This window comes from Serratia sp. CoH_134_PS_4, assembly GCF_058190535.1.
In genome coordinates this window covers 363085-374824 of sequence record NZ_JBXWKI010000001.1, presented here as the reverse complement: position 1 = coordinate 374824, position 11740 = coordinate 363085, and the positions used below count along the sequence as shown (strand labels likewise).

The 11740-nt window shown below is 54.3% G+C and carries 9 protein-coding genes; 7 read left to right on the top strand and 2 right to left on the bottom strand.

Features of this window, described 5'->3' with window-relative positions:
* Positions 1–5: 5 nt before the first annotated feature.
* Complete coding sequence (locus tag AC2FCQ_RS01805) at positions 6–860, bottom strand: LysR family transcriptional regulator (RefSeq protein WP_209633781.1); 855 nt, start codon at positions 858–860, stop codon at positions 6–8.
* Positions 861–959: 99 nt separating this feature from the next.
* On the opposite strand from AC2FCQ_RS01805, the gene gloA reads away from it, so the two are divergent.
* From gloA to AC2FCQ_RS01785, 4 genes are all read left to right on the top strand, one after another.
* A complete protein-coding gene (gloA, locus tag AC2FCQ_RS01800) occupies positions 960–1487 on the top strand; it encodes a lactoylglutathione lyase (RefSeq protein WP_265553482.1) in 528 nt (175 codons plus the stop codon).
* 184 nt (positions 1488–1671) lie between these two features.
* The gene (locus AC2FCQ_RS01795) at positions 1672–3606 is read left to right on the top strand and encodes an exoribonuclease II (protein WP_490307427.1); all 1935 of its coding nucleotides are present in this window, start codon (positions 1672–1674) and stop codon (positions 3604–3606) included.
* 172 nt (positions 3607–3778) lie between these two features.
* Entirely contained in the window at positions 3779–4444 is a 666-nt protein-coding gene (locus tag AC2FCQ_RS01790; protein ID WP_209633785.1) for a CPBP family intramembrane glutamic endopeptidase, read from the top strand.
* A 225-nt stretch (positions 4445–4669) separates the two neighbouring features.
* Positions 4670–6727 carry a carbon starvation CstA family protein gene (locus AC2FCQ_RS01785; RefSeq protein ID WP_265553485.1) on the top strand — a complete coding sequence of 686 codons (2058 nt, stop codon included), beginning with the start codon at positions 4670–4672 and terminating at the stop codon, positions 6725–6727.
* Positions 6728–6786: 59 nt separating this feature from the next.
* On the opposite strand, the gene fsa is transcribed toward AC2FCQ_RS01785, so the two are convergent.
* Complete coding sequence (fsa, locus tag AC2FCQ_RS01780; RefSeq protein WP_265553487.1) at positions 6787–7452, bottom strand: fructose-6-phosphate aldolase; 666 nt, start codon at positions 7450–7452, stop codon at positions 6787–6789.
* Between the two features lie 146 nt (positions 7453–7598).
* Here fsa and AC2FCQ_RS01775 point away from each other — a divergent pair, with 146 nt between their 5' ends.
* From AC2FCQ_RS01775 to AC2FCQ_RS01765, 3 genes are read left to right on the top strand one after another with little or no spacing between them, the layout of a single operon-like run.
* Positions 7599–8498, top strand: coding sequence for a glycyl-radical enzyme activating protein (locus AC2FCQ_RS01775; protein WP_490307426.1), 900 nt, complete (start codon positions 7599–7601; stop codon positions 8496–8498).
* Between the two features lie 4 nt (positions 8499–8502).
* Complete coding sequence (locus AC2FCQ_RS01770; RefSeq protein WP_490307424.1) at positions 8503–10935, top strand: formate C-acetyltransferase/glycerol dehydratase family glycyl radical enzyme; 2433 nt, start codon at positions 8503–8505, stop codon at positions 10933–10935.
* Positions 10936–10983: 48 nt separating this feature from the next.
* Positions 10984–11730, top strand: coding sequence for a DeoR family transcriptional regulator (locus AC2FCQ_RS01765; RefSeq protein WP_490307423.1), 747 nt, complete (start codon positions 10984–10986; stop codon positions 11728–11730).
* Positions 11731–11740: the final 10 nt, after the last annotated feature.

The window sequence follows — 11740 nt, the reverse complement described above, 5'->3', positions numbered from 1 at the left end:
CCGGTTTACGCCGGGCGCACTAATAGATCGATAGCCGTCTGCAACTCCTCAGAGAGTTGATGGCGGCGCCATACAAAGTACAGATTGCTCACCCCTTCCGCCCCCATCTCCACAACGTTCAGCGCCTGCGACGGCAAAATCATCGGCAGCAACGATCCTGGAATGCAGGCCACGCCGCAGCCCGCTTTAACGCAGGCCGCCATCGACGTGTATGACTCCATCTCCAGCGTCATACGCGGCTTCAGTTGCCGTGAGGCTAGCCAGTGATCTATTTTTAGACGGAAAGAGCACTCGCGACTGAAGGTATAAAACTCCAACTGCGCCAAAGTTGCAGCGTCTAACTGCGTTACGGATGCCGGTATCAGCAGCACCAGACGTTCATCAAATGCCACACGGCTGGCCAGCAGTGGGTGTTCTATGGGGCCGTCTGTCAGCGCCAGATCGAGCTCACTGTCAATCAGCATCCGCTCCAGCACCAACGAGTCCCGGCTCAGCACATTGACCTGCATTTGCGGTTGGCTGCGGCGCAAGTGGGCAATACGGTCAGGTAAATGGCTGATCAGCGAAAAGTCCAGTGCCCCAAGATTCAGCAAACCCTGCGGCTGCCGGCCGGCGAACAGATGTTGACTGCGTGACGCCAGAGCCAGAATTTCGCCTGCCTGCTGATAGAACAACCGGCCTTTGGGTGTCACATACAGCCGATTTTTATCGCGGAAGAACAGCTCACCGCCAAGTGAATCCTCCAGCTCTTTGATGCGTAATGTCACGTTGGAAGGCACACAGTGCAATTCCCGTGCAGCGGCGGCAATGGTTTTATGTTCAACCACGGCGCAGAAAAATTTAAGCTGGCTCAGCTTCATGAAGCATTCACTTTTAATGAGTGTTTTGGTTAAAAACAATCACTTTAGATTAGCATTAATTTACCCTAGAGTCGTATCAACAACCTAAGAGGGATCCCTATGCCACTGAATGATTTACTGACGCTGCCGGGCGTGACCGCACAACCGGAAACGGTCACCGACGGCTACGTGTTCAACCACACCATGATCCGTGTGAAGGACTTAACCAAAGCGCTGGATTTCTATACCCGCGTGCTGGGCTTTACCCCGGTGTATCTGGAAACCTTCAACGAAGCTGCGTTTACCATTTGCTACCTGACCCGCAGCCCGCGTGACCAGATCCCACAGGATGACGATGCCCGTAAACGCTGGGCACTGAGCCAACCGGGCATTCTGGAGCTGACCCATAACCACGGTACCGAACAGCAAGCCGATTTTCATTACCACAACGGCAACAGCGAGCCGCGTGGCTTTGGCCACCTCTGTGTGACCGTGCCGGACGTGCGTGCTGCCTGCGACCGTTTTGAACGGCTTGGCGTGACGTTCCAGAAACGTCTGCATGAAGGTCGTATGAATTACGTGGCCTTTATCAAAGATCCCGATGACTACTGGATTGAAATTCTGCAGCCCTCACCGCTACAGGACTGATCTGCCCCTCGTTTCCCCCGGCGTCTCAAGCCGGGGTTTTATTCCTGCCTTTTGAATGCTCAATATTCCGCAGAATCGCGCCCCAACGCAGGAAAACCGTGACGTTAGGCTTGCCCGCAGCGGGTGATTCGCGTAAAACTGTCAGCCGCAAATCTTGCCACTCACAACCCATTCACTGGACGATATGTTTCAAGATAACCCGCTGCTGGCGCAGCTTAAACAGCAACTTCACTCTCAGACCCCGCGCGTTGAAGGCGTAGTAAAAGGGACTGAGAAAGGCTTTGGCTTTCTTGAGGTAGACGGTCAGAAGAGCTATTTCATTCCACCCCCGTACATGAAGAAAGTGATGCACGGTGACCGAGTGACCGCGACGCTGCATACCGAGAAAGAACGCGAAATCGCCGAGCCGGAAACCCTGATCGAGCCTTTCTTGTCGCGCTTCGTCGGCCGTGTGCAAAAGCGCGATGACCGTTTGTCCATCGTGCCCGATCATCCGTTGCTGAAAGACGCGATTCAGTGTCGTCCAGTACGAGGTTTGAACCACGACTTCCAGGCTGGCGATTGGGCTGTCGCAGAAATGTGCCGCCACCCGCTGAAAGGCGATCGCGGCTTCAACGCCGATCTGACCCAATTCATCACCGATGGCGAAGATCACCTTGCGCCGTGGTGGGTTACCCTCGCCCGTCACAATCTGGAAAAAGAAGCACCGGAAATGATCGCTATCCGCGAGCCGGACGCCTCTTTGCCACGTGAAGATCTGACCGCGTTGAATTTTGTCACCATTGACAGCGCCAGCACCGAAGATATGGACGATGCGTTGTTTGTGCAGGACAACGGCGACGGCACGCTGCAGTTGACCATCGCCATTGCCGATCCGACCGCTTACGTCGAACAGGGCAGCGAGCTGGATGAAATCGCCCGCAAGCGTGCTTTCACCAACTATCTTCCGGGCTTCAACATCCCTATGTTGCCGCGCGATCTGTCAGACAACCTGTGTTCACTGCGCCCTAACCAGCGCCGCCACGTGTTGGCTTGCCGCGTAACCATCGGTGCCGACGGCGCGTTGGCCGATGACATGCGCTTCTTTGCCGCTGAGATCGAGTCTAAAGCCAAGCTGGTTTACGACGAAGTGTCCGACTGGCTGGAAGGCATTGCCGGCTGGCAGCCGCCAAGCGATGACATTGCACAACAAATCACGCTGCTCAAGCGTGTGTGTGATGCCCGTAACGCATGGCGCCACCAGCATGCGTTGGTGTTTAAAGATCGCCCTGATTACCGCTTTGTATTAGGCGAGAAAGGCGAAGTGTTGGAGATCGTGACTGAACAACGCCGTAGCGCCAACCGTATCGTTGAAGAGTGCATGATCGCTTCCAACGTCTGCGCCGCTATCGTACTGCGCGACCGTCTGGGCTTCGGTATTTACAACGTGCATACCGGTTTCGACCCGCTGCTGGTTGAACAAGCGGTTACCGTTCTGCAAGCCAACGGGGTAGAAGCTGAAGCCGAGAAGCTGCTGACGTTAGAGGGGTTCTGCGAACTGCGCCGCCATCTGGATGCACAGCCGACCCAATTCCTCGACAGCCGTATCCGACGCTCCCAGACCTACGCCGAGATCAGCACGACACCGGGCCCGCACTTCGGCCTGGGGCTGGAAGCCTACGCGACCTGGACCTCACCGATTCGTAAATACGGTGACATGGTTAACCACCGTCTGCTGAAAGCGGTTATCACCGGCCAGCCCGCCGAAAAACCGCAAGATGAAGTGACCATTCAACTGGCTGAACGCCGTCGTCTGAACCGCATGGCGGAACGTGACGTGGGTGACTGGTTGTATGCACGTTACCTGAAAGACAAAGCCGGTACCGATGAGCGCTTCAACGCAGAAATCATCGACGTGACGCGTGGCGGTCTGCGGGTACGTTTGCTGGACAATGGCGCAGTGGCCTTCATCCCAGCACCGTTTATTCACGCGGTGCGTGACGAAATGGTCTGCAGCCAGGAAACCGGCACGGTCCAAATCAAAGGTGAAGTTGTCTACCGCCAAGGTGATAGCCTGCAAGTCACCATTGCCGAAGTGCGTATGGAAACCCGCAGCGTCATCGCCAGACCGGCGGCATAACCTCGTGAGATAGCGCTCACACAAGACAAACACCGGCAGGTAAGCCTCCGGTGTTTTTTTTTGCCATGTGATGCAGTCATCGACCGGGAACAGGTAGACCTGCCTGCACGGGCAGAGCCTGATAACACATGGATAACAGCAATTATCACTTAAAATATAAAGGATTATAAAAATGACCGATTGGGATAAGGAAATCGCACGACACAGGGAAACCAAAGGGTTCTTTTCCACGTTTTTGTTGATGGTAGCCCTGACATTTCTACCGCTGCTCTTCCCCAACAGGGAAAAACTGCAAGCCGAGGGATGGCTGGTCCCTATATTACTGGTGATTGAGTTTGTCGTTATCGTTCCGCTATACCTGAAATTTTATAAAAACCGCCCTTCTTTTGGTGCCGGTAATTTCAAACCCGCTTCATTCTTTGGTTTTCTATTGATCATTTTGGCATTGCAATTTATTGCACCACCTTTACTTGGCATAACCAAAACGGAAAGCTGGGTCATTGAACAGGTTTCACGCCAAGGTAACGTGTTTTTCTTGGTGCAGCTCACCCTGATCATCCTCGCCCCCATTTATGAAGAAATCGTCTTTAGAGGCTGCCTTTATGGCGCGTTTCAAACCTGGTTTGCCGGCGGTAAAATCGGGGCAGCGATAGTGACATCGATTCTTTTTGCCCTACTGCATACACAATATGCGGATGCGCGCATGCTACTCATTCTGTTTTGTGTTTCATTGACGCTGATAGTCGCCAGGGTCAAATCAAACGGTCTGTTAATGCCCATCAGTCTACATATATCCATGAACGGCATCGTGCTGGGTGTCAGTTATTGGATGATTTAAACCTGGGTGTAAATAGCTACCAGGCGATGCTACGGCATCGCCTTTTTTATTGCAGGACCGGGTCGCGCCACAACTTCATCACATTGTTTTTACGCCATTACTCAATCTGCCTCACATTTCTCATCCGACCTGCTGTTCTTCACGCGCAAAACTCCTACTTTTAATCTGTACCTAGTCTCCATAAGAACACGCCTTTTATTTCTGCACACCAAGGAGTTGTTGAACATGAAAAACGTCAAGTCCGGGATCATCTGGCTGGTGGTGGCGTTGGTCGGTGCATTTGCCTTCGCCATGCTGGCACTCAGCCGCGGGGAACATGTCAATGCGGTTTGGTTGGTGGTAGCGGCGATCGCCTGTTACAGCATCGCTTATCGCTTCTATAGCCTGTTTATTGCCAAGAAAGTATTTGAGCTCGACGATCGCCGCATGACACCGGCTGAACGTCATAACGACGGACTCGATTACGTCCCCACCAACAAATGGGTGCTATTTGGTCACCACTTTGCTGCTATCGCCGGGGCTGGGCCATTGGTGGGTCCGATTTTGGCGGCGCAAATGGGCTTTCTGCCCGGAACCATCTGGATCTTGGTCGGGGTGATGTTGGCCGGTGCCGTGCAGGACTTCCTGATTCTGTTTATATCTACCCGCCGCGACGGTCGTTCGCTCGGGGAAATGGCCAAGCAAGAACTTGGGGCCTTCGCGGGGGTGATCACCATGCTCGGTGCACTGGGCGTGATGATTATCATCCTGTCTGCATTGGCATTGGTGGTGGTAAAAGCCCTGGCAGACAGCCCATGGGGCTTGTTCACCATCGCCGCGACGATTCCCATCGCGCTATTTATGGGCGTGTATATGCGTTTCATCCGGCCAGGTAAAATCGCCGAAATATCGGTGATCGGCTTTGCACTGATGCTGCTGGCGATTATTTACGGCGGCAATGTGGCACAAGATCCCTACTGGGGCCCATTCTTCACGCTGCACGGCACCACGCTGACCTGGGTGCTGGTGGTTTATGGCTTCGTTGCCTCGGTACTGCCGGTATGGTTGCTGCTGGCGCCGCGTGATTACCTGTCCACCTTTATGAAGATTGGCGTCATCATTGGGCTGGCAGTTGGCATCGTCTTTGCCATGCCGGAAATGAAAATGCCGGCAGTATCACGCTTTATCGACGGTAGCGGCCCTGTGTTCGCGGGTTCACTGTTCCCATTCCTGTTTATCACCATCGCCTGTGGTTCAATCTCTGGCTTCCATGCGTTGGTGTCCAGCGGCACGACACCAAAACTGGTAGAGCGCGAAAGTCACATTCGCTTTATCGGCTACGGCGCAATGCTGATGGAGTCTTTCGTGGCCATCATGGCGCTGATCTGCGCCTCGGTCATCGACCCCGGTGTTTACTTCGCTATGAACTCCCCGGCAGCGCTGATCGGCACCACGGTGGAGAATGCCTCGCAGGTGATTAATAGCTGGGGCTTTATGATTACCCCGGAAACGCTGACGCTGATTGCCAAAGACGTCGGGGAGCATTCAATCTTGTCTCGTGCCGGTGGCGCACCGACCTTTGCCGTGGGGATGGCACACATCATTACTGAGGTGTTTAACAGCCGCGCAATGATGGCGTTCTGGTACCACTTCGCCATTCTGTTCGAAGCGCTGTTTATTCTGACCGCCGTCGATGCCGGTACCCGTGCCTGTCGTTTCATGGTGCAAGATTTGGTGGGTGTTGCGATCCCAAGGCTGGCCAACAACCGTTCGTGGTTCGGCAACCTGGCCGGTACCACCGTTGCCGTCGCGGGTTGGGGGTTCTTTGTCTATCAGGGGGTGGTCGACCCACTCGGTGGTATCAACACGCTGTGGCCTTTATTCGGCATCGGCAACCAAATGCTGGCATCAATGGCCTTGATCCTGGGTACCGTCGTGCTGTTCAAAATGAAAAAGCAGCGCTATGCCTGGGTAACAATCCTGCCGACAGTCTGGCTGTTTATCACCTCGATGACCGCTGGCTGGCAAAAAATCTTCCACGAGAAGCCAAGCATCGGCTTCCTGGCACAGGCGAAGAAATTCTCTAACGGCATTGAACAAGGCACGCTGATTGCGCCCGCGAAAACGCTGAAGGATATGGAAACTATCGTTTTCAGCAACCAGATTAACGCCGCACTGTGCGCTTTCTTTATGCTGGTGGCAGTCACCATGCTGGTCTCCGCCTTCTTTGTGATACGCCGTGCACTGAACGCCAACCAGCCTACCGCGCACGAATCGCCGATCGTTCTGCGTGAGAACGGCTGAATGTATGTTTTGTTAATCAGGGCGCTGCGGCGCCCTTTTCTTTGCTTATTTCACACGGCTCAGTTCAACAAGTTTGTTCCAAACGCACCCTGCCAGTCCTGCTCGAATTTCTCTACCGCCGCCTGCACCGCTGGGGCCGCAAGAAATTGCTCTGCCACGTCAACCGGTAACGTGATGGCCTGACAGCCCGCCAGCAAGCATTCCAGCGCCTGACGCGGCGTTTTAAAACTGGCTGCCAGCACCCGTGCATTCGGTGCATGCAGCGTTAACAGCTGTTGCAGCTCATGAACCATCTCGATGCCGTCACCGCCCTGGGCATCCAGACGGTTAACATAAGGGGCAACATACTCGGCGCCAGCCAGTGCCGCCAACAACCCCTGACCTGCACCATACACTGCCGTCCCTAGCGTGGGGATCGACATGGACGTCAGTTTTTTAATCGCTGCCAGCCCCTCTGCGGTCGCGGGTATTTTCACCACCAGCCCTGGGACTCGCTGATGCAGCAATGCCGCTTCTGCCACCATACGCTCGGCATCGTTGGCCATCACTTGCGCAAACAACTTGCCGGTGCCGCCCAGGGCATCACGCAGCGCGGGCAACACTTCCCAAATGGGTTTGCCTTCTTTGGCAACAATGCTCGGATTGGTGGTGACACCATGCAATGGCAAGATGCGCGCCAGGCGTTTGACTGCATTTACATCAGCGGTATCGAGATAAAGCTCCATTACGGACTCCTGAATCTTCTGTGGGCGAATTCAAACTCTCATCATAGTAGGACATACAGTGCGTTCATGTTTGATCGAAATCAAATCAACTTTCATTCGAAACAACTTTAATGAAATAAGAAAAGCAACCGAATGACAGGTGACTCGTGATATTCAATCTGCAACGCTATTCCACCCACGATGGCCCAGGTATTCGCAGCGTAGTCTTTCTCAAGGGCTGCTCGCTGAGTTGCCGCTGGTGCCAAAACCCGGAAAGCCGTGCACGACAGGCCGATCTGTTGTTCGACCCACGCCTGTGCCTGAGCGGATGCATGTTGTGCCGTGACGCGAACCCGCAGGCAATCCAGCGAGTAAACGACAATCTGGTAATCCAACGCGAACGACTCAATCACGAAGATTATGCCGCATTGGCCGCCCATTGCCCAACCGGCGCGCTCAGCCAGTGCGGAAGCGCGATAAATATCGACGAGATCATGGCCGACGTGTTGCGCGACCGCCCCTTTTATCTGCGGACCGGTGGCGGCCTGACGCTGTCCGGTGGGGAACCCTTTATGCAACCGACAGTCGCGGCCGAACTGCTGCGCCGTGGACGCGAAGCCGGTATTCATACCGCCGTGGAGTCCTGCTTGCACACCCCTTGGTCGTACATCGCCCCCTCGCTCCCCTGGCTTGACCTGATGCTGGCGGATTTGAAACACGTCGATGAACGGCGCTTTAAACAATGGACTGGCGGATCCGCCAAACGGGTGATGGACAATTTTTGTCGACTGGCTGAGCACGGCACCCAAACTGTCGTGCGCGTACCGCTGATCCCGGCGTTTAACGCCGATCGCCACTCTGTCCGTGCAATTGTCGATTTCGCCGCCGATGAAGCCGGCGTCAAAGAGATTCATTTTTTGCCGTACCACACACTGGGCATCAACAAATATCACCTGCTCGGCGAACCCTATCATGCTGCCCGAACCCCACTGGATGCCCCCGAACTGCTGGCCTATGCCGAGCAGTACGCCGAAACCAAAGGGCTGACTGCTATTTTGCGAGGATAACATCATGACCACTCTGGACTTGACCACCCTGACCGAACGCACCCTGGCCCACAAGAACGCGCTGATACATATCGTTAAACCGCCTGTTTGCACCGAACGCGCACAGCACTACACCGAAGCCTATCAACAACACCTGGATAAACCCTTGCCGGTGCGTCGGGCGCTGGCACTCGCTAACCACCTGGCCAAACGTACCCTGCGCATTGACAATGATGAGCTGATTATCGGCAACCAGGCCAGCAAATTGCGCGCCGCGCCGATCTTCCCGGAATATACCGTCAGTTGGATCGAAGACGAGATTGACCAGTTAGCCGATCGCCCCGGCGCCGGTTTTTCCGTTAGTGAGGAGGACAAGGCTGTACTGCACCAAATTTGCCCATGGTGGCGGGGCCAGACGGTACAGGACCGCTGCTATGGCATGTTTACCGATGAGCAAAAAGCCTTGTTGGCCACAGGCATCATCAAAGCCGAAGGCAATATGACCTCGGGAGATGCCCACCTGGCGGTGAATTTCCCATTGCTGTTAGAGAAAGGCCTCGACGGGTTGCGTGACAAGGTAGACGAGCGCCGCAGCCGCATTCACCTCACCGACTGGCATGAGTTACAGCAGGAACAATTCCTGAAGGCTATCGACCTGACCCTGACGGCGCTGAGCGCCCACATCCTGCGCTTTGCCGAACTGGCCCGCAGTATGGCACAGGCAGAAAGCCGTCACTGGCGGCAGGAAGAGCTACTGACCATCGCAGAAAACTGCGAGCTGATCGCCCACCAACCACCGCAGACTTTCTGGCAGGCCCTGCAGTTGTGCTACTTCATTCAGTTAACGCTACAAATTGAATCCAACGGCCATTCGGTGTCCTTTGGCCGTCTCGACCAATATCTGTACCCTTGGTATCGCCGCGATGTCGAGTTGGAGCAGACTCTGCCGCGTGAGCGTGCCATTGAAATGCTGCACAGCTGCTGGCTGAAACTGCTGGAGATCAACAAGATCCGTTCTGGCACCCACTCCAAAGCCTCGGCAGGCAGCCCGCTGTATCAAAACGTCACCATCGGAGGGCAACAACTTATCGACGGTAAACCCTGTAATGCCGTCAATCCTTTGTCTTACACCATCCTGGAATCCTGCGGTCGGCTGCGCTCGACCCAGCCGAACCTCAGTGTGCGTTACCACGCGGGAATGAGCCGTGATTTTCTCGATGCTTGCGTGCAGGTGATTCGTTGTGGTTTTGGCATGCCGGCGTTCAACAACGATGAAATTGTTATTCCCGAATTTATCAAGTTGGGTGTAGAACCGCAGGATGCCTATGACTATGCGGCGATAGGCTGTATCGAAACTGCCGTTGGCGGCAAATGGGGTTACCGCTGTACCGGCATGAGTTTTATTAACTTCGCACGCGTGTTACTGGCAGCGTTAGAACAGGGGCGCGACGCCACCTCTGGCAAGGTTTTCCTGCCACAGACGCTTGCGCTGTCGCAGGGTAACTTCACCCATTTCGATCAGGTGTTGGGGGCCTGGGACGAGCAAATTCGTTACTACACCCGTAAATCGATTGAAATTGAGTGCGTGGTCGATAGCGTATTGGAAGAGAACGCACACGATATTCTCTGTTCGGCACTGGTGGATGACTGCATCGAACGGGGCAAAAGCATCAAGCAAGGCGGTGCAAAATACGATTGGGTTTCAGGTTTGCAAGTCGGTATCGCTAACCTGGGCAATAGCCTGGCGGCGGTTCGCAAGCTGGTGTTCGAACAGGGCGTGATCGGCCAACAGCAGTTAGCGACGGCGCTAGAGAATGATTTCGACGGATTGAGTGGCGAACAGCTACGCCAGCGGCTGCTCAACGCCGCGCCAAAATATGGTAATGACGTGGATGAGGTTGACCAACTGTTGGTGCGCGCCTATCAGACTTACATTGATGAATTGAAGCAATACCACAACACCCGTTTTGGTCGTGGCCCGATTGGCGGCACCTACTACGCCGGAACATCATCCATTTCGGCCAATGTGCCGTTTGGCGCAGCGACGCTGGCAACACCGGACGGACGCAAGGCACATACGCCGCTGGCGGAAGGTGCCAGCCCTGCCTCCGGCACCGATCATCTTGGCCCAACCGCCGTGTTCAATTCACTGTCCAAATTACCCACCGCGTCGATCCTTGGTGGCGTACTGCTGAACCAGAAACTCAACCCCGCGACATTGGAAAATCTACGCGATCGCGAAAAGTTGATGTTGATGCTGCGCACCTTCTTTGAGACATACCGAGGTTGGCACGTTCAGTACAACATCGTGTCGCGGGAAACTTTGCTTGAAGCGAAGCAACATCCTGACCAGTATCGTGATTTAGTGGTCCGCGTTGCTGGATATTCCGCTTTCTTTACCGCATTATCCCCTGACGCGCAGGATGATATTATTGCGCGAACAGAACATACTATTTAAACAATAAATATTAGCGGCTGCACATTGGTGGCCGCACATCAGGTTGATATGAATTCAAGACAACAGACAATATTGCAATTGGTTAACGATCGCCGGCGCATCAGCGTCAGCGATTTGGCCGCTGCCACCCAGGTTTCAGAAGTGACGATACGTCAGGATCTGAATTTGCTGGAAAAACGCAGCTATTTGAAGCGGGTACATGGTTCCGCATTGACATTGGAAAGCGACGACGTCGACGCGCGGATGATGTCCAACTTTACGCTCAAACAGAAGTTGGCGCAGTATGCTGCTTCGCTGGTGAATGACGATGAAACCATCTTTATCGAAAGCGGCAGTACCAACGCATTGTTGGCTCGCTATATCGCCGAGCGTAAACGCATCACGCTGATCACCGTCAGTCATTATATCGCCAATCTGCTGAAAGAAACCGACTGCGAAGTGATCGTGCTGGGTGGTTTATATCAGAAAAAAAGCGAAACCGTCGTCGGTCCGTTGACCCGTCAGTGCATTCAACAAGTTCATTTCAGTAAAGCGTTTATTGGCATCGACGGTTACCACGCAGAGACCGGGTTTACTGGGCGCGATATGATGCGTGCCGATGTGGTCAACGCGGTGTTGGCTAAGGGTGTCGAGAATATTGTTCTGACAGACTCCTCCAAGTTTGGTCAAATCCAGCCCAACCCATTAGCACAACAGGGTGAGGTTCATCGGGTGATCACCGACTCACGATTGGCGTTGGAGTATCAGCATCAGTTGAAACGTCAGGGAATACGCTTGGATATGGTGAACGATTAGCCGTTCAAAC

Bases quoted from the DNA above. Each gene is read 5' to 3' on its own strand.
- AC2FCQ_RS01805 (WP_209633781.1), bottom strand. From the start codon at position 860: ATGAAGCTGAGCCAGCTTAAATTTTTCTGCGCCGTGGTTGAACATAAA.
- gloA (WP_265553482.1), top strand. From the start codon at position 960: ATGCCACTGAATGATTTACTGACGCTGCCGGGCGTGACCGCACAACCG.
- AC2FCQ_RS01795 (WP_490307427.1), top strand. From the start codon at position 1,672: ATGTTTCAAGATAACCCGCTGCTGGCGCAGCTTAAACAGCAACTTCAC.
- AC2FCQ_RS01790 (WP_209633785.1), top strand. From the start codon at position 3,779: ATGACCGATTGGGATAAGGAAATCGCACGACACAGGGAAACCAAAGGG.
- AC2FCQ_RS01785 (WP_265553485.1), top strand. From the start codon at position 4,670: ATGAAAAACGTCAAGTCCGGGATCATCTGGCTGGTGGTGGCGTTGGTC.
- fsa (WP_265553487.1), bottom strand. From the start codon at position 7,452: ATGGAGCTTTATCTCGATACCGCTGATGTAAATGCAGTCAAACGCCTG.
- AC2FCQ_RS01770 (WP_490307424.1), top strand. From the start codon at position 8,503: ATGACCACTCTGGACTTGACCACCCTGACCGAACGCACCCTGGCCCAC.
- AC2FCQ_RS01765 (WP_490307423.1), top strand. From the start codon at position 10,984: ATGAATTCAAGACAACAGACAATATTGCAATTGGTTAACGATCGCCGG.